Annotated in this window: 11 protein-coding genes; 5 read left to right on the forward strand and 6 right to left on the reverse strand. The window is 36.7% G+C overall.

Going from position 1 to position 20,897, the window contains the following annotated elements:
• Positions 1-16: 16 nt before the first annotated feature.
• The 4 genes from F565_RS0109540 (at position 17) to F565_RS21430 (ending at position 13,366) form a co-directional block, all read left to right on the forward strand.
• Positions 17-10,525, forward strand: a complete 10,509-nt coding sequence (locus F565_RS0109540) for a SpvB/TcaC N-terminal domain-containing protein (protein ID WP_020212997.1) — start codon at positions 17-19, stop codon at positions 10,523-10,525.
• Positions 10,512-11,105 (forward strand): hypothetical protein, encoded by a 594-nt coding sequence (locus F565_RS0109545; protein ID WP_020212998.1) that lies wholly within the window; start codon positions 10,512-10,514, stop codon positions 11,103-11,105. Before F565_RS0109540 ends, F565_RS0109545 begins: the two co-directional genes overlap by 14 nt.
• 524 nt (positions 11,106-11,629) lie before the next feature.
• Complete coding sequence (locus F565_RS0109550) at positions 11,630-12,499, forward strand: RHS repeat-associated core domain-containing protein (RefSeq protein WP_231559608.1); 870 nt, start codon at positions 11,630-11,632, stop codon at positions 12,497-12,499.
• 684 nt (positions 12,500-13,183) lie between these two features.
• Positions 13,184-13,366: an RHS repeat-associated core domain-containing protein gene (locus tag F565_RS21430; RefSeq protein ID WP_020213001.1), complete on the forward strand. Its 183-nt coding sequence runs from the start codon at positions 13,184-13,186 to the stop codon at positions 13,364-13,366.
• Positions 13,367-13,572: 206 nt separating this feature from the next.
• On the opposite strand, the gene F565_RS0109570 is transcribed toward F565_RS21430, so the two are convergent.
• The 6 genes from F565_RS0109570 to F565_RS0109595 all read right to left on the reverse strand — a co-directional run bounded on the left by F565_RS0109570 (position 13,573) and on the right by F565_RS0109595 (position 19,970).
• A complete protein-coding gene (locus tag F565_RS0109570) occupies positions 13,573-14,835 on the reverse strand; it encodes a relaxase/mobilization nuclease domain-containing protein (RefSeq protein ID WP_020213003.1) in 1,263 nt (420 codons plus the stop codon).
• Complete coding sequence (locus F565_RS0109575) at positions 14,823-15,233, reverse strand: plasmid mobilization protein (RefSeq protein ID WP_020213004.1); 411 nt, start codon at positions 15,231-15,233, stop codon at positions 14,823-14,825. The genes F565_RS0109570 and F565_RS0109575 overlap by 13 nt, the downstream gene beginning before the upstream one ends.
• A 251-nt stretch (positions 15,234-15,484) precedes the next feature.
• Positions 15,485-16,558, reverse strand: a complete 1,074-nt coding sequence (locus F565_RS0109580) for a DUF932 domain-containing protein (RefSeq protein ID WP_020213005.1) — start codon at positions 16,556-16,558, stop codon at positions 15,485-15,487.
• Between the two features lie 426 nt (positions 16,559-16,984).
• The gene (locus F565_RS0109585) at positions 16,985-18,478 is read right to left on the reverse strand and encodes an RNA-dependent DNA polymerase (protein ID WP_020213006.1); all 1,494 of its coding nucleotides are present in this window, start codon (positions 18,476-18,478) and stop codon (positions 16,985-16,987) included.
• Positions 18,479-18,729: 251 nt separating this feature from the next.
• A complete protein-coding gene (locus F565_RS0109590; protein WP_020213007.1) occupies positions 18,730-19,536 on the reverse strand; it encodes a hypothetical protein in 807 nt (268 codons plus the stop codon).
• A gap of 29 nt (positions 19,537-19,565) precedes the next feature.
• On the reverse strand, positions 19,566-19,970 hold the full coding sequence (locus tag F565_RS0109595; protein ID WP_020213008.1) for a helix-turn-helix domain-containing protein: 405 nt from the start codon (positions 19,968-19,970) through the stop codon (positions 19,566-19,568).
• A 172-nt stretch (positions 19,971-20,142) separates the two neighbouring features.
• Here F565_RS0109595 and F565_RS0109600 point away from each other — a divergent pair, with 172 nt between their 5' ends.
• Entirely contained in the window at positions 20,143-20,865 is a 723-nt protein-coding gene (locus F565_RS0109600; protein ID WP_020213009.1) for a hypothetical protein, read from the forward strand.
• Positions 20,866-20,897 lie beyond the last annotated feature (32 nt).

A 20,897-nucleotide genomic window follows, 5' to 3' on the forward strand; every position in this document is an offset into this window, starting at 1 on the left:
ACAAAACACCTTACTAATGGAATATAATAAAAATTACTTTACAGTTAAAGGGAAATTTATTGCCTTAATTCACCGTGTAGTATTAGTAGCAATGCTGCATAGTACCTTTGTAGCACCTGCGCAAGGCATTATAAACGCTTATATTAATAAAAGGGACAGGCATACTATCTACAGCTATACTGATGGCTCTAAAAATTTACCTGAAATCATAAATCAGTCTGCAACACTGGGCCAAAAGCCGTATGCAAATTTAAATCCATCTTTTATAAAACAAGTACAGCCTGCTATATATGATAATGTAAACAGGGTTTTAAAGAAAATTCTTCCTGCTGATTTGAAAGAAGGCATTATAGGTATATCTCAGGAGATGCCTATAGATAATCCGGCAGATAATCTTTTTAAAGTTACAATAAACGATTTACCCACACTTAACAGTAAAGTATATATAACGTATGAACTTTATGGATTAAATGACCATCAGTCTGTAGCGCGAAGCATTAACGAAAGGCTATCTACCGGAGGGTATTTAATTAAAGCCCAGCCGGGTTGGTCTGTGCAGAAAGAAGAGATAGATGTCGCATGGTTAAAAAAAGGGCAGAACACTATATTATTTACAGTCCCTGATGGTGCTAATTATCTGTACAAAATAAGAAACCTTACTCTAGAAATTGAACAAACGGCACAGGTAAACCCATTGATGGTGTTGCCAAACCGCAGTATTTTGCTTAGTAAGGATAATAAAATATATGTAAAAGGTTTTTTAAGGGGAGATAATAGTGATGCTAAGATCTATGCGGGCGATGTACAATTAAATATTACCAATAATGAATTTGAGGGCATAGTGCCTATTACAGACGCTATAAAAATAAATAAATTTATTGTAGTTAAAGCACTAAACAAAGAGGGACTTTTAGGGCAGGAGCTCCTATTTATAGACAATATAACAGAAGCCGACAACGCTTTTAAAATAGAAGATAAGCAACTTAATTTTTCAAAATTCTTCAAAGCAAACTCTAATGAATCCCTCCAGACAGAGGGAGCTTCGTTAGTGCTTAATGATAGTGCATTAGTAACAGACAAAACACTTTCTGTAACCAAACTGCGTGGTATAGATATCCCACCAATGGAATCGGGGATGATTAATGTTACAAAAGGGGCCAGCGCATACCGCTTTTTACCCGATGGAACACAATTTAATGCTCCTGTAACTATTGGTATTGCTTATGATACGCTCTTGCTGCCAACAGGGTATACACCAAAAGATATTAAAACCTATTTCTTTGATACAGATTCCAAAAGTTGGAAAGTGGTGCAATTAGACAGTATTGATAACAAAAATTTTAAAATCATATCTAAAACCACTCATTTTACAGATTATATAAATGGTATAATACAGTCGCCGGATAGCCCCGAAACGAGTGCGTTTATGCCTAATATGATGAATGATATTAAGGCGGCAGACCCATCTGCAGAAATGACGTTAATAAGCCCTCCGCAGGCATCACAAAAAGGAGATGCAAATATATCGTACCCTATTAAAATACCGGCCGGGCGTAAAGGTATGCAGCCACAGGTAAACTTACAATACAGTAACAATGGCGGCAGTGGCTGGCTTGGGCAGGGGTGGAATATTAGTACTCCGGCAATTACTATAGACACACGCTGGGGCGTGCCATCGTTTGACCCTGTAAACGAATCGGAACTTTATTCACTAAACGGTGAACAGTTAATGTATCCAAGTGACTTTTTGCCACACCGCCATAAAATAAGCACTATTGATAATATAACTCCAGTGCCTCAAACCCAGGCGCGATCGGCGAATAAAAAATTTACGCTAAGAAAAGAAGGTAGTTTTGCAAAAATAGAACGCAAGGGTAACTCTCCAAGTAATTATTACTGGAAAGTAACGGCCACAGATGGTACAATAAGCTGGTATGGAGGATACGTAGATGATGATGTTTTAGAAAATACTGTCATTAAGGATAGTAGTGGCAGAATAGTACACTGGGCACTATATATGGTAGAAGATGTTTTTGGCAACAACATAATATATGAATATGATAATGCTAACATAACAGGGCTAACCGGACAAAATGCAGTGCTTAATGGCAGTAATACATTTTATATAAAAAATATATATTATACGGGCCGCAATGCCGGTCACGGCAAATATCAGGTAGCTTTTAATTATGCGTTAACTGGTAGTGCTAAAACGATACGGACAGATGCAACCTTTACAGCAAGACTGGGTTTAAAACAGGCGGACCCTTACGTGTTGAATAATATAGATATTAAGTATAATACAACCTTAATAAGGTCATATCTGTTTGCATATGACCCTGGGGCATTTTCTAAAAGATTATTAAAATCTGTTACAGAAAAAGACAAGAACAATGTAATATTTCATGCTCATACATTTGATTATTATGATGATGTAGCAACAAATGGAGGTAGGCTGTTTAAAGCAGATCAAACGGTTAGCACACCTACGATATCGGCCGACTATTCTTTGGAGTTTGGCAATTTGCTGCATGCCTCCAAGATTAATAGCGCACAAAGTACAGAGACAGGATATTCTATTAAACCCAGTGTTGGTATAGAGATCTGGCCCTTAAGAAGTACAAATCGCCCGGACAGAACTTTGTTGGTTGGTGCCCCGTTTGGAGAGAACAATGTTAAAAGCCGTGGTAAGGTAACCCTTGTGGATGTAGACGGCGACGGCATAGACGATATTGTTTACAAGACAAATAATGGTCTGCAGTACTATCCCGGCAGGATAACAATAAGTAGCCAGGGTGTGCGAACCAATAGTTTTGCGAGTGTGAGTAAAAGTATGCATAATATCAGCGACTTCTCTTTTACCAAGGCCAACACAAAAACTATTTTTGGAGACTCCTGGGACGTGACCTTTTTAAACTTTTTTGCGGGTACTGAGCGCACAAAATCTAAATCAGAATCTACAATTTACTTTACCGACGCCAACAGCGATGGGTTAATGGATATCGTAAATAATGGAGTAGTAAATTTTAATCGTATTGACACCGCTACAGGCGAGCCTACATTTACTTCTAACAGTAATGTAACGCCTAATATGGTTCTCAGCGGTATAAGCCCTGTGGGAGAACCCGGGCCAAGTGTACAGGAGACAGAGATAGACGAACCCGAAGAAGAGGAAGAATTTAATGATAGTTATGATGTGGTTAAAGTTTGGATGGCACCTGCAACGGGACAAATTAAGATAGATGCAACGTTTATAAATGAGTCTGCAGGATCAGCAAACTTTACATTAGAGCATTTTCATAATGGTACAGTAAGTCTTTTACGCTCGGCAACAATAACAAACAGTTATACACTTCCTTTACCGCAAGATCCTTCTTCAGGATTACTAAATGTAACCACAGGTGATAGGCTTTATTTTAGGTTTCATAATAACAAGAATATGGCTAACCCTATAGTTAATACTGATGTAACAATATACTTTTTAACATATGATAATCCTTATTTAGAGTATACTAATCGACCGGATTATTATCCACCGCAAGACCACTTTTCGAATCGACGTTCTTTTACAATTAAGGATAATAACCCTGTTTCGATGCCTGGATCGGGTACAGTAAGCATAACATGGGAAGAATTTTACGCAGCTTGCTACAATCAATTTGCAGATTGTGACAACATGTATCAAATTTTTAAAAGAACTACCAATGCACAGGGAGTAAATACAGATGTTTTAATATATCCTCTTTCTAATCCACAAATACCTTGGGGAGATGAGGCATTAATAAGTCCTACAGCAGATTTAATTAATATACCTGTCACAGATCCGACTACGTCATTTTTGTTTAAGATATCGGACGAAGGAGCATTTTATTTCGGGACTCTAGATGCAGCTTCATCTAATGATAATCCAATCTTTTTCAATGACTCTTGGGAGCCAAAGCTGACTTTTGTTCCTGATAGTGATAACTTAAATAACTCTTCAGGATTTACTATATATCCAATACCAGAAGTTCCGATGTATAGAATAGCTTCCTTAAAAAGAAATTTTTGTCTTCTTCCACCTGCAACAGATCCTACACATCCTACATGGAATCCACCAGCTACAGCTGATAACTACTGGGTAAAACCTAATATTGAGATTATAGATAATACAGCCCTTTCATCCATAGATAATGGCTCTTTTAATTTTATGGTTTATCAGGATTATAGAATACGTAAGGTAACAATTACCAGTGGAGTAATCTCTATAGACAGTGCAGAACCTTTTTTTCTTCATTACGGTACAACAAATAGTGCTTACTTAAGAAATTTAGAATTTTATTACTTTGTCGATAAAGAAAATATTGAACTTTTTGAGAAATACCGCCAAGCGGTAGGTAACAAACTTGCAGTAATAGGCTATCAGTCAAACCCATCTGACACGATGAAAACAGAAGCGGTTTCGGTCTATTATAAAAATGAATTTGAAAATTTCGGATATATGCAAAATGGGTGGGGACAGTTTATGTATAATGATGAATATGATACTAACGCCAATACTCCCGCGGGCGCATTTAGCAGTAAACTTATTAACGACCAGCTTGTAACGCAACCTTTTGACACAACAGATATTAGAAATAACAATCCTCTTTTTAATACAGGTTGCGATCCGGCAGCATCTAATTATGAACAGTGTGTACAAAATTATCTAGCAACATTTGGTAATATACCTGCCGAAGGGTCAACTATAGATCCTGCTAATGTTGATACGATAATTCAAAATGTTCAGCCTATATCAGATAACCTCCCTTTTAATATGGCTGTATTGCCCTTGAAGCATGTAAGGGAAAGTTATAATTATCAGGAAGATACTTCATACGGATTATATAACAGCCAATATATAAAATACAATAAACTAAGGGCAGGCGGGCGTCAGGATATTAATCCAGGCTCATCATCTTCAGGGTCAGGGTTAAGTTATCCGGAACTTACTGCAGATGCCGAGCCATCACAACTTTTACCTAATCTCTCTACGGGTATGAAGGCTATCAATAAAATACACCGAAGTGTTGCAAGAAGCAACAGTGTGGGTTGGAGTGGTGGCTCAGGTGTGGGAGGAGTATTAAGCAACAGCAACAGTTCATACAGCCATACCGTTACTGATTTTGTTGACCTTAACGGTGATGGATACCCGGATATTGTAACCACAGATGCACTACAAAAAACAAACATGCTGGGTGGACACATTGCTGCTACAGCTAACCCTGGGACGGGTAATATTACGGAAGAGGAGAGTAGTGTTACAGGGCTTTCGGGTTCGCGTAGATATTTGCTCTCCGGTAGAAAAACCGGTGAGTTTAATATTAGTAATAAATCGGGAACTTCCGGAGATGGTACTTCACAAACAAAATCGGGACAGTATGAAGCTGGCCCTGCTTCGAGCCGCATAGGTCTGGGTATTAACCTTGCCGGTAGCGATAAAGTGAATGGCTACTGGCTGGACATTAATGGAGATGGCCTGCAGGATAGGGTTGATGATATTAGTGGTTTTAAATTTCAACTTAACAGAGGGCAAAATGTTTTTAATTCCCAGGACTATATAAGCTTTAATGCGTTGGGAAATATTGAAACAACGCCCGGAACGGCAAGTGTTAATTTTGGTCTTGCAGACACAGCACAAGCATTACTTGGAAATAGTCGTTTTTTTGGTGGAGGGTCTGTATCCGGGAATGCAGGATATAGTGCCAGTAGTGGAAATACTAAAAGTAGTTACATTGATGTAAATGGTGATGGGCTGCCCGACAGGGTAGAGGGTACTACTGTAAAATATAACACAGGTACTGGCTTCGGAACCGCAACATCTTTAACAGTAAGCGGTGGCACACCATTAACGCTTGATTCAGATTCTAACAGCCAGGCCCTGAGTTTGAGTGGAACCGTTGGGGCGTACATAGGTTTTCCCTTGTGTTGTCCATTACTACCTGTTTTACATATAAAATTCGGTGGTACTTTCGATGCAACTACCAGCCTGAGCATTAACCAGACAAAAAAAATATTTAAGGATATTGATGGCGACGGTTATGTTGACTTCATAAAATATTCTGGTAACTCAGCAGCTACTGATGGCAATTTCTCTGTAAACTACTCTGCAATAGGCCGTACTAACATGCTTAAAACGGTTAAAAATCCTTTAGGGGGAAGTTTTGTAGTGGACTATGAGCCAAGCATAAAAACGTATTCCGACCCTAATTCGCATTGGGTAATGAAGCAGCTGATTGTAAAGGATGGATATGACAGGGTAAACGATGGTATAGATGAATATACTAAAAGCTTTAAATATCAGGGGGGCTATTATGACCGCCGCGAACGGGAATTTTATGGATTTGCAGCCGTTAACACTATAGACTATACAGCGACTGCCGGACAGATTTACAGGGTAAGTGTACAAAGTTACCATAATAGCAGTTATTATGTAAATGGCCTATTACTGGAAACATATGTTATTAACGCAGGGCAGAATTTTATTAATAAAACAACCAATACCTACCAGGTTAAAAAAATGGTAAATGGTGCGTTTGATCCTACCATTTCGACACCGATTGCTTATGACAAAGGAGGTACAGAAGGACGCGGAAGTGCTGTTGTATTGCTTACACAAACAGACAATTACGTGTATGAACTGGGGTCAACTCCTGTTGCATCGCGTGTTAAAATGGAATATGATACTTATGCCCGCGTGGTAAAATATACTTATCAGGGCAATGTTAATGACCTGTCAGACGATTATCGCACCGATATTGAGTACCATTCATCTGCGGCCCTTTTAACCAAAAATCTGATAAATGTTCCTAAAAAGGTTAGTGTATATGATACATCTTCCGGTACTGACATTATAAAAAGGGAAAGAACTACAGTGGTAGATGAGTCTACAGGATATGTAACATCAATTACTGCTAAAATAGATGGCACAAATGATGCAATAACCGATATGAAGTATGACGAATATGGTAATCTTGCCATGATAACATTACCGGGTAATAGTACCAGCACTTCAGAACGTGTAGTACGCAATTATAATTATGACACAGTAGAAAATAAATACCTTACTAAAGTTGTAGATGGGTTTAACTATGCATCATCAACACCATTCGAATCATCATCTACCTACGATTATAATTTTGATAAGGTACTTGTAAGCACAGATATTTCGGGTAATAAAATGGAGTATACTTATGATGCTTCTGGCAGGCTAAAAACTATATTGGCACCTAAAGAAAAAGCAGCTTCGTTGCCGTATACTATCTCTTTTACCTACAATCCGTTATATGTAGCGGGACAGGGGGTTACCCAGGCTAATTTTATGCCGTTTGCTACAACATCTCACTATGATGGTGATCATGCCGGTAACGACATACAAACTATAACTTTTATAGATGGCCTTGCACGTGTGGTACAGGTTAAAAAGGATATAGAGACTAATACGGGTAGTGGGGTGGTTGAAGCCATGTCTATATCAGGAAAGACAATGTACGATTTATATGGGCGGGCTATACAGCAATTCCATCCATATTATGAAGCAAAGAGCAGCAGTATAAATAATGCTGTAAACGAATACAATTCGCCTAACAAAGTAATAACAAATTATGACATAGCAGACCGCGTTACAAATACTCAGGATCCGGCAGGTAAAATGTCTTACATGTATTATTCTGTAGTAACCAATGGGACCTATCCTCAATTGCGCACTTCTACAGTTACCGACCAAAATGCTACAGCGATAGAACAAACAAACAGCTATAGTGATGCAAACGGCAGAATTGTTAAAACAGAAAATTTTTTAGGCAATACAGCCATAAAAACAAGTTTTGTGTATAATGCTATAGGCGAATTATTAACTTATACAGATGATGCAGGCATTAGTACAACGTATACCTATGATTTTCTTGGCCGTAAAATATCGCTAAAGCACCCTGACAATGGCCTTACAACTTATACATATGCTCCTGCAGGAAATATTACACAGCTGCAAACAGCAACTCTGGCAGCAAATACAGCCATACAGGTTGCAGACAGGTTTATAAAATATAAGTACAACTTTAACCATCTTACAGAGGTTAATTATCCAAACACAGGGGCTAACCTTAACGTTGCAAATGTAAAGTATGATTATGGCACTGCAGGTAACGATAAGGGCAGGATTGTTTCACAAAAAGATGCAACAGGTACCCAAACTTTTGCTTACGGCTCTATGGGAGAGCTTGTAACTAATACAAGAACGGTTGTAGGGCCTAATATACCTACCCGCACCTTTACTACTACCTTTAATTATGATAGCTGGAACAGGATTAAAAACATCGGCTATCCGGATGGTGAAAAAGTAACTTATCAATATGATAAGGGAGGCAACCTTAATTTTGTAGCAGGGACAATGAATGGTGCCGCATACCCTTATGTTAAGGATATACAGTACGATTATTATGAGCAGCGCACCCAGTTAACCTACGGTAACAATACGGTAACTAATTATACTTATAGTGCTGATTTGCGACGTATGACAAATATGGTTGCCAAAACGCCATCAGGGCAAAACATGTTTAATAATGCGTATACTTACGATTATGTGGGCAATATTATGGGTATTAACAATACTGCCGTGCCAAATACCACGAACCAAATGGGCGGTGCCTATAAAAACAATTACACCTACGACACACTAAACAGGTTAGTTAGTGCTTCAGGAGATTTTACAGGCAATACTGCCCAGCAGGCAAATAATAACGATTTTAAAGCCAACTATAGCCTTGCTATGGTGTATAAAACAACCCATGGCATAGAAAAAAAGACACAGGGGCATAATAAAAATAATACCGCGGTAGCCGCAAATACATATACTAACAACTATACATATATTGCTAATACCCACAAACTGCAAAGTATTAATGCAGGTACAGCAACTGCAGAGAACTTTACGTATGATGTAAACGGCAACATAAAGACTAAAACAGCCCCAAGCCAAAACACCCGCACTTTTGTGTGGGACGAAAGCAATCGCCTTCGCGTTACCAGCGATACCCAAACCATGCAACATTACATTTATGACGCTGGCGGAGAAAGGGTGCTAAAAGCTACCTCGTTAATGTCATCGGTATACGAGAATGGTACACCGGTAAACAGCAGTATAAGTTTTAGTGCTTATACTACTTATCCAAGTGCGTTTATAGTAGTAAACAGCAACGGGAACTACAGCAAGCATTATTATGCCGGCAGCCAGCGCATAGTAAGCAGGATAGGCGACCAGCCCATAACCATATTTAACAGTGCATTGCCACGTACAGCGCTTCAGCAGGACAGCAGTAATAGCCAGAGTAATAATACTGAAAGTAACAACTCCGAAAGTTTTGATGAAGACGCTTTGCGCCAGCTACAAATAGCTGACCTCTCGCAAATGCTTACAAAAGACAAACTGGGCAAGGCAACCTTTAAAAAGTATGAGCCGGAAACTAATGATAAAAAGGAAGATGCTACAGAAAAATCTTTAAGTACAACGGCGGCAGCACTTGCACCACCACCGGGTAATATATATTACTACCACCCGGACCATTTGGGCAGTAGTAATTATATAACCGATATTAATGGGCAGCCCTACCAGTTTTACTTAAATTTGCCTTTTGGCGAAACCATGGCAGAGCAGCATAGCCTTACCGAAGATTATGCAACGCCATATAAGTTTAACGGCAAGGAACTTGATAGCGAGACAGGATTATACTACTATGGAGCGCGTTACTATGACCCAAGAACAAGTATATGGCTAAGTACTGACCCGTTGATGGAAAAGTATCCTAATGTGAATCCCTATGTATACTGTGTACAGAATCCTATTAATTTGATTGATCCTGATGGTAGGGACTTTATAACATACCTAGTATATTTTGTAGGGTTAAGAAAAGTCGCTAAACTTGGTTTTTCTGGAGGAACTTTTAATAATGCAATGCGTAAATTTATGGGCACTTCTCATGGAAAGAACTTTGTATCTCAATTTATGGGAAAAGGCGACAAAGCTTTTGGATACACAGCCGATAGTGATGGTAAATATTCAGATTACAAAATGCTGGTATTCGAAAACGCCGCTAAAGATGGTGGTGAAAGAGGGGCAATCATGGGTACAGTAGCTGAGGCCTGGTTTTCAGCTAGGGTTAATGACGGGAAATTGGAGTTTACTATGGTAATTGATGGATTATATTCAGAAGAGAAACTCGTCGAAACTATTGGACATGAATTACTTGTTCATGGAGATATAGTGGATCTGCTTGTCTCTAAATTTAAAGAACTTGGTGCTGATGGCTTCCAAACCTGGTATGCTGATTATCAAAAAAATAATGAGAATGATCATGTTGCAATACGAGACAATGATACTAGTCATAGAGGATATAAAAGATATACGGAGTCAAAAAATGAGCTAATAAAAAGATATCGAAAATTTGAAGAAATTTTTAAAATTAAAGATAAGTTTTACAAAGAAAAATATGCCAAATATGAAAAGAAATAAAACTTACTACTCTATAATAGTATTAATATTTTTTTTAACAAGTTGTGATAAAAATGTTGACGAATTTATTACTTTGAAGAGTAATATTAATAGAACTCTTAAAATACATAATCATGGTGATTCAATGATTCTTACATTCAGTAGTAAAAAAAATAACAAAATAATTTTAACTGAAAAATTAGTAAAGGATAAAGATGGATACAAGAGAAAAATTGATTATGATGATGATCTCTGCGGAGATATGACAAGAGAAAATATAATATTGGCATTGAAAGATGAATTTCGTCATTCTTATGAATGTGTTGACGGTAGACATGATTTTTATATTATAAAACTTAATGACGGTAATTTTTTAAGTATTGAGAATGTTTATGGAATATATTCGTATAGTAATAGATATTATTATAATCGAGAATATAAAATCTTAAAGTTTGAACAATATTTGAACACAAAAAAATACGAATATCTAAATGTTGATAACCTTTTTTACAAAATAGATATACCTAAATCATTATTCGTAGCTAAAATTAAACGAGATAGTATAAATTATCAAAAGAAGTATTTTAAAATTTCTGATTAGCACACTTATGTATAGTTCTACTCCTGCTACTCTCAAAGCTCTTTACTTGTGCATATTTTGTAGGACAATATAATGAGACTCTTACATGAATGATATTAAATTTTAAAGTATAATTGTTTGAGTATTCTATAAAAGGGCAACCGAACCGTTACACTTTTAAAAAAATTATGATCCACAAAGCGATAGGGAAAACTGATTTGCTGTAAAATATTCGCATAGAACGGCGGCTGTACTTGCACCACCTCCGGGTAATATATATTATTATCACCCGGACCATTTGGCAGCAGCAATTATTTAACCGATATTAATGGGCAGCCCTACCAGTTTTACTTAAATTTGCCTTTTGGCGAATCGTAGTAAAGCGGAGATTCATGGAACACCAAACAAAATAATATTGTGTGAGGTACACCATGGCAGAGCAGCATAGCCTTACCGAAGATTATGCTACGCCTTAAAATTTTAATGACGACATAGCGTTAAAAACAGCCCGGTGGGCTGTTTTAGCTAATGGGCCAGGTGGTGTGGTGGCAAAGGATAGCAAAACCGGCCTGTATTATTATGGAGCGCGTTACTATGATCCAAGGACAAGTATATTTTTAAGTACTGACCCGTTGATGGAGAAGTACCCTAATGTCAATCCTTATGTGTACTGTGTACAGAATCCAGTTGTATTGGTTGATCCAGATGGCAAAGACCCAACCCCTTTTGAGGCTGCATTAATGGCTTCGGATGTCTATAGCAATACAGGTAATCTTGCGGGTGGTTGGCAACAATCAGCCATGTACGGTTTCAACTTAAATGTAGAAGAAACCGGCTTAAAGGGAACTATGTATGAAAGAATTAAAGAGGATGGAGTCACTGAATATGCATTTGTTTTTGCTGGAACTGAGGAAATAGAAAAGGATGGTTTAAATGATTTAACTCAAGTTGTTGGCTTTTCGGATCAGTATCACAGAGCTGGATTAGTAGCGGAGCAGATGGAACAATACATAGGTGACCAACAATTGACGTTTGTAGGTCATTCATTAGGAGGAGGATTGGCAAATTATGCATCATTAAGAACTGGAAGGTCTTCTGTAACTTTTAACCCTGCATGGATATCAAATGCAACCAAAAAAAAACGTAAAAATAATAAATTAAAAAAAGGTAATTATCGCAGGAACTATATACACGAAAGTGACCCATTAAATAGAATCCAAGTTCTTGGCGGCAGAGCCGTAGGTATAGAACCAACAGGTGAACAGTACATTGTAAACGGTGGTCTATTCAGTAATATCATTACGGGTCATTTAATTGGAACAATGATAAGTAGAATGCAATCTAACAAGCAGAATACAGTTCATAGTGGTAATAGGGATGATAAAATTATCCATATTTCACCAAGAGATTTTTAGTTTTAATTTTTTTAAATCTTATTAAATAAAACAATAATGGGAATTATTATTTATCCTTTTCTAATAATGAACGCTATCCTTGTTTTGATATCGATTATTATGATTATAAAATCAACATTAAAAGAAAATATTGAAGTAAAACATTGTATATATGGGTTCTTCGTATCATTTTTAATTTATAGTGTTTTATATATTGATTACAAATTTAGTACTAGTGCATATCCCTTAGGAACATATTTTATGTTTCCTTTTTTTATGATATTTATACCGTTTATAATTGGTTTATCAACTAGATTTAGTAAACACATAATCGGTAAATGGATTTCAAAAGTTTTTTTATACAGTGTAATTTTTTCAGGTTTATTTATAATTTTTTTTCAAAACTATACTTTTTATATAATTGATTTTTTAGGTATCCCAAAACATTTTTAAAAATTATTTAGTTTAATATTCAGTGTTAGGCTATACTGCACATGAGCCTGCTTGAAAAAAATATTTTATCCCTCACATATTGCTTAAGCTTTAGACTTATGCAATATGTGTGAGATTTAGATGCTATACAGTCTTTAAAAGTATGAGCCCGAAACTAATGATAAAAAGGAAGATGCTACAGAAAAATCTTTAAATACAACAGCGACACTTGCACCACCGCCGGGTAATATATATTATTTTCACCCGGACCATTTGGGCAGCAGTACTTATTTAACCGATATAAATGTGCAGCCGTACCAGTTTTTCTTAAATTTGCCTTTTGGTGAAACCATGGCAGAGCAGCATAGCCTTACCGAAGATTATGAAACGCCATATAAATTTAACGGTAAAGAACTGGATAGCGAGACTGGGTTTTATTATTATGGTGCAAGGTAATACGACCCAAGGACTAGCATATTTATAAATACCGACCCGTTCATGGAGAATTATCCAGATGTGTATTGTATGCTGAATCCTGCCATTTTAATTGATCCCGATGGAACACACATTGATCCTTTAAAATTCAGGAAAGTTGAAAAGTTATATTTGCTAGTTGATGAATTTTAAAGCCATTATTGAGCTTCTGCTAACCTATTTCTTCTCTATAAATTATTCCTATTTCTTTTTCTCTTCTTTTGAGATTTAAATTTTCTCGGCACATAATCAGAAGTATACTCAACTTTAGTTAATGCATCCAATATTTTACCTATATCAGCAATAGAAAGCACGCCTTTATACTCCTCCATTATATCTATTAATGATTCCGCTGTGTGAGATTTCACTATTTGATTCTCCTTTCTTTCGCCGGTAATATTCATGGCACATCTTTCCTGAATTCCTTTTGCACTAAATTCTTTACCCAAAGCACTGCCGTTAAAGACACATTTAGTCTTGTGGTCAACATAGGTAATACCATACAGTATGCCATCGTTATTCTGGCGCAGGACTGTGTCGATTCCTTCTTTCTCTAAAGCGTTAATCAATTGGGGTAGCACAATAATGTTGTCTTTCATAAAAGCCATATCAATGGCAGTTTTGACTCTTGATTTATTCGGCGAGCGCATAATTTCGTTAGTGCTATATTTTTTTTCAAGGTTTTCCAAGGTTGGCTTATTGTAAAAACTACTGGCCTTTATAGGAACTCCTATCGGCTTCCCATCTGCATCAAGTATGTGGTAGAGCAAGCCGTTGTGCTGCGCTACCCTTGAATTCTCAGTACCCTTATCTGCCCAAACGTTATATTGCTTCAATACAGCATTAAGCTCCGGCAGGCTTGTATATTTATAATTCTTCACTACAAAATTCAATACGTTCTGGATGGCCTTTTTGCTTTCCAGTTTTCCATATTGCACCCGTTGAGATATCGGTTCAAGATTATACTCTTTCTTCTTTTGATCTTGGGCTTTCACCAAGCCAAATAATTCTTCAATTTCCTTTCGAGCCGGTTCCGACTTGCGGATGCCTAAATGGTGCAAGTCAATCCGCTTACCATCGGACTGAATATTTATAGTCGCCACATGCAGGTGCGGATGCCCTGCATCATGATGCTGATACACTAAATACGGCTGGTTGCCAAAGCCTATCTTATCCATGTAGGTATCTGCAATTTCTAACAGCTTTTCTTTTGGCATGTTACTTTCCGACACATCAAAATTTAGGGATATATGCACCGTATTAACCTTTACGTTTTCATTCAGATGTAGCTGCTTTGTAAAGCGGTTGAGCTTTATAGTATCAGTCAGCTTATCGGCATCCATTCCAAAGTTTCCCGCGCCAATACATTCCGCTTTACCTTCCTTTACTTTATTCTCATTGTAATTGAAAGTGCGGTGAATGGATTGTCCGGTTTTAATTATCGCAACCACGATTCGATTAGTTTTTGCATCATGTTTTTCACAGTCTCTATCTGGGTAGAAAGTATCCTCCGGTGAATTTGGTATTCAGCATACCATTGCTTGAATTCGGTAAGCTGCTGAAGTGTATGCAGCTTCTTTACCACCTGGTTAAAGTTGTTTCCAATGGCATTCACTTCGCGGTGTGTCACCATTACCTGCGCCATTAAATCATCAGTGGACTGGTCACGGTAAGTTGTAGTAACTGGCTTATTGAATAGTACGTGGCGTACATAATCACTCAGCTTATGACAGTCGCTGGATTTCCATTTCTTTTCTATTGTTGCATACTCGCCGGGTGTCAGGCGCAGCCCGATAATGCGTGTCCTGTTTGAATTTTCTGCTTTCATCATTATATCATTTTCATTCATTCAACAGCTTTAAAACATTCCAGTGTCCCCGCCCACGACTTCGGAGTATGGGCGGCAAGATGTCGGTTGTGTTTAACAACCGTTCATCTTGCTGTTTGCTTCAAAGAGGCAAACTCCGGCAGACTTTTTATGCTTTATACTAAGTTAAGAAGGATAGAAGCAGATTTCCAATCTTAGACAAATTTTGGTTAGGATCATAAAAAAAGACAGGCGTGAAAGCCTGTCGAGTTGTAATGTAATAGAAGCCTGTATCAGTTTAAAAGAAAAATACCGTTGTCATTTTTAGCATAGTCGCTGCACAATTCAAATGCTTTTTGGGCTTTGGCTTGTGCCGTTCCACCCATGACTATGGATTGCAATTTGGCTTCACTATCTTTAAAGTTGCGCACATTTTGGTAGTAACCAGTCACGGCGTTGTAAGCTCCAAATAAAGTTCCTTTAGTGGTTTCCATCTGTTGGGTGTCGTTTACCATAGCGTAGGCAAAGGCATCTTCAACGATATTTTTAAAAGCGGTTGAAAGTTCATCTTCCGCACCTTTTTTTAATAGGTCGTAGGTTTCTTTGTTAGGGCAAAGTGCTAACTGTATAAGCTTTTTTACTTCGCTATCTTTTACCCTAATGGTAGCCCAATTATTAAAAATATTCTCCAATTGGCTGCTTAATGTGTTGGCCAGTCCCATAACTTTATGGGCATCCTCAAGGCGTTGTTTTGCTCCCGAAGTATGTTTGATCCTGACTACATTGGTCATGCTTTTTAAGGATGCGTTCAAAGTATTTTGGCAGACAATCTTAACGGGTGTAAAGGCTGCGGTTATGCTTCCGCTGCCATCGTGCGAGGTAGTAAGGAATAGATATTTTTCAGTCACATCATCACCATTGCCTACACGGATATAGCCCGGCAATTTTGCCGTAATAACGATACGCTCACCGTTACCCAATGCTCCGGCAGTCTCGTATAAAATACCCTCTTCACCGCCTACAATAGCATCGAAAAAAGCGAACGCATCACGGTTTTGTATAATATGGTAATCCTTACCTACTACACCCAATACTGCATTGTTATCGCTGCGGACGTTGGCAAAGTAATTCGGCACACTGATTTGTGGATTGGCAGTTTCTAAATTCTTACCAGCCTGTATGAAATCACCGCCTGTGGTGTACAGTGGGGACTTAACTACGTCATAATCCAGCCCTGCAAATTTTATGGCTTCTGCGCTTGTTGGGTAATCGGTTACTACCTGCCCTAAATTATGCCAGGCTTTTTCTTTTACACTGAAAAAAGAATAACGGCCTGTGCTTTCGTTGAAATTAAGATTGTGCCCCATGATTTCTAAGATTTAAAAGTTTAAAATGTACGTGTTACGAATTCATCACTTTTCTTTTAAAGCCGTCTGCTATCATAAAAAACAAAAGTTTTTCAAAACAAAAAACGGAAAAAAAGAAAGCCAGTTGAAAGCGGGCGGTAAGCAAAGTGGAGCGCTATAAGTCCCGAAGGGTGGGGCTGTGAGGGACGAGCAGAACCATTATGCGCGCGCAGCTGCGACGCACGCTAACTTAGCTGCCTTTTTATCCGTTTGGAGTAAAAAACTATAAGTAGTAAAAGTTGTCTTTAAGTCATTTTGGATTCAATCAGGAATGGCCTAGAGCTACAAGTGCATGCCTTATAGTGCATGCTCTTGAAACAATGGCAAAAACAAATCCTGACGGTGCGCCGGAAGGTTTTGTTATATTAAAATAAAATGGGACACAGTTTATTCATAATACCCGGAGTGTGGATTCATTACTTTCTCGATTCCGTTATCTTTTAAACCCTTCTGAATTGCATTATGAATACGAAGAAAGCTTGGTATTTCTAAAAGCCCTTTTTGTCCGTTAATTACTGTAGTTTTACACTTTTTCAGAAGATCATCTTTGTCTAAATTAAAAGGGAATTGATTGTTAGGCCAAGAAGGATTTAAGTGGTTTAATTCTCTCTCACGCCGTTTTAATATGTTCATAATAGTACAGATTACCCATCTATCTAAATATTGAAGTTGCTCTATGTCATTTATTAGTGGATAAAAACTCATAATGCCTTTAAATCGAAGCATTTTATATGTTCCATTTAGATAACGTCTTAACGAGGACTCAGTTAAATTACCATAAAGATAGCGCCTTACCTCAGAAATGGCGCTTAAAAAATTTTTATCGATGTCATTTACAGGAAAGTTGTAATTATGCACGACTGGAACTTTTAAAGGTTGTAAGAGGTTTTTGTATAACAAATAGGTAATTTGTTTTTTGATCTTCTTTATGGATTGGTCTTTTATACTGATTTTCTCTGTAGATATTTTGTAACCTAAAAATTCTACATATTCTTTCGTATTTAAAAATTCAGACTTTATATATTTACTTTGTAATAAAGAAATTCCGTCAGATTTTTTATAATTAATATCAATTCCTGCTTCTTGTGAAAAATTATTTATGATTTCAAATGCTTTTGTTATTTTAGAATAATCTTTAGACCAAATTATTGTATCGTCAGCGTATCTTGCGAATCTTACACCTTGGTCTTCTAACATTCTGTCAAGTTTCCAGCAAACCACATTTGCAAGGAATAGTGAAATTGACGTACCAAGCGGAATTCCTTTTTTGCGGTCCTTTAAAAATGCTTTTATAATTTCCATATCTCGGTCGCTCCACAAAAAAGCGTTTTGATTCAATTGGCTAAATAGATAGTCGTGATCAATCGATCCGAAAAAGTCTGAAAAATCAAACTCTGCAACAAATATTCGAGGAACTTGTCTCAATTCATTTGCGATGTCTTGAATGGCATAATGAATATTTCTGTCATTCCTATAAGCATACGTTAAAGAACTAAAACGATGTTTATTTTTGCTTAGTAAGTTATGATAAAAACGGTCTGATACCGCGGAATCTTGAATTTGATAAATACTTATTGTTCTTTTTCCGCCGTTCGGTTTTGGTATTTCCCTTAATATAGGCGCATTGGGAAGGTATGTTCCATTAAGTATCTTGCGACTAACAGATTTTGCTATTTGTGCCCTTCTTTTATAGACGTAGAATGGATTATATTTATTATCCTCATTCCACTCTTTAGGAATTCTAACATCTTTCGTGAAAGGAGTTAAATAAATTTTGTTTTTCCGTTCAATCGACAAATGAAGAAAATTGTGATATGTGTTATATTTCTCACAGAGTTCCCTCGCTTGTTTTTCTATGTCTTTAAGTAAAAATTTCTCCATATGGTAACAATAAAACAAAAATGCCCTGCCAAGGCAAGACAAATTCACGGAATACACAATTAAAAATAAGCTCTTAATTAATAACTGTTTTTAGAAGAACAATTACACCTAGTCCAAAGGAATTTACCAGTGAACAGTCGTGCAATCCGTTAGTCCCATAAGAACACTAATGCAAATATATAAACTTGCCATCATATATGTTAATATTATAATATAAATTTACTGCATTTAATATATGATTGCTAAAATATTTAATTTCTAAAGTACCTCACTGGGTTTACAATTTCATCTATAGAAAACATATTAAAAAAAGTTCCTTGAATGTTACCAAATGCTTTAGGAGAAAAACATTGAAAATTATATTCCGGATATCGAAGGTATTGTAGTGACTTTAAAAATTCTGAATGCTCAATAATAATATCAGTGCTAAATCCGAAAAGAATAGGATAAATAAATATATTTTTTTTGTCCTTCTCTTCAAGATTTACCGTTTTACTGTTAAATTTTTGAGCAAGTCTTCCTTTAATAAATTTTTCAAAATTTTCTTTCTCATATTTTGAAATATCGTACTCAATTGTAACCACGTCAACAAAGAAAATATTACCTGCCAAATCTGAAAATCTAAAGTCTAAACTTTTGCAGTTAGGTAAGATATTTTCGTATTTATGAAATATGAAACTTTCACATAAATCTCGACAAGCGGCAATTTCACCTAAAACGTGATGAAAATTATTTGATTTAAAATTAAGTAATGTCGCTATTAATAAACAACGAAATTCTTTATGATTGCCGTATTGTAAAAATCCTCCTAGTAGAAAATTGAAATAACTAAACTCATTTCTAATTATTGATTCATTATTTTCCCTATGCTCTCTCAATAATTCAAAAAAAGTTGACACGAAATTTCTACCCAGAGATACTCCTTCATTTTGTACAGTGAAAGAGTATGCTTTTTGAATAAATTGTTGAAAATCACTTTCTGTAATATATTCAAAAAGATTTGAAAGATATAATCTCATCAAACCTACACTATTCTTTAACATTACATCTGTGAGCATAAATTAATATAGGTATATTAAAATATTTTTTATCTATTATTAATTAATTTCTCTAAATAGATAATCTTTTCCTTCTCTGCTTGAAGAAGCCTTTCATAAAGCTTTTTATTTTCTTCGTAAGCTTCAATTAATTTATCCATGGGATTGAAAGTGCATCCATAATTTACAGCCGAAGAATTATCAACATGATAAGTGTTACCAATAATATTTAAAACGGCTTCCTCAGAAAAATTCTTTATTGCTTCCACGCTAACTCCTAATGCTTTTGCAACTTCTACAAGTTTACCTTCCTCAATAGTCTCACTGTTTTCGATGGTAGAAACTGCCTGTTGGCTGATGCCAAGGGCGGCAGCTAATGCTTCTTGTTTCATGTCGCGAAGTTCACGGATGCGGCTTATTTTTCTTCCTATATGGTTTTTAGTTGCTGTGCTCATAACTCAAAGATATTGAAAATTCTGTAAGAATAATTTTAGTCGGTAAAATACAAGTTGTATTTGGTATGATACAAGTGCCTGTGGTTCGGTACGCTACCATAACTCCTTTACTTGCTGTGTACTATACAAAAATACAATTTTTCAATTATGTACCACTTCAAATCTTTAAATTATGAGGCATTACACCTTAATTCCGGAAGGCCATTCACATGCGCACCTTTTGGAACAGATCACAAATCAGGTTATTGATATTGTTAATGTCGGAGAGGCTTATATCTCTGTGGATAACGGAAACCCAGAAATAATCTTCACCTTCTTGATTGATACGACATATACCCGTATTGATAATGAATTACTCCTGCCGCTAAACCGTATCTTTTCAAACTATAATTGGATTGCATACAGGATATTTTCGTGCGATTATGCGGCAGATGCAGTGCGTAAGGGAAACTTATATTTCCTGCGGCATTGTACTTTAGGCATTATGATCTATTCAAATCCATCAGCCACACATAAGGTGGATCCTGATGGAGAAATTGCAGGTTTACTATTGCCCAGGGCAAAAAAACATTTTAAACGCGCTATGGCAAAAGTTGACGGGAGGTATGCCAATTTTCCGAAATGCCTTAAATATGAAAAGTTCCTCGATGGGGCATATGTGCTCCATCAAATGATAGAGCAACTATTTAAGTTTGCCGAATCATTTATCTTAGGTAAAGAAATTTTCTCTAAAGATATGGCTGAACACCAGTCTGAGCTTTCTCGTTTTGCTCCCTCCCTAGCTACGCTATTTAATGCGGTTGATGAAGAGGAAACCCGTTTACAGAAATTAATCTTTTCTGCGTATCAAGCATATCGAATAAGGATCGCTTTGATGTTACCCGTAAAGACTTAGAAAAACTACTGTTTAAAACCCAATGGCTAAGG

Source organism: Flavobacterium rivuli WB 3.3-2 = DSM 21788, assembly GCF_000378485.1.
Taxonomy (GTDB): Bacteria; Bacteroidota; Bacteroidia; order Flavobacteriales; family Flavobacteriaceae; genus Flavobacterium; species Flavobacterium rivuli.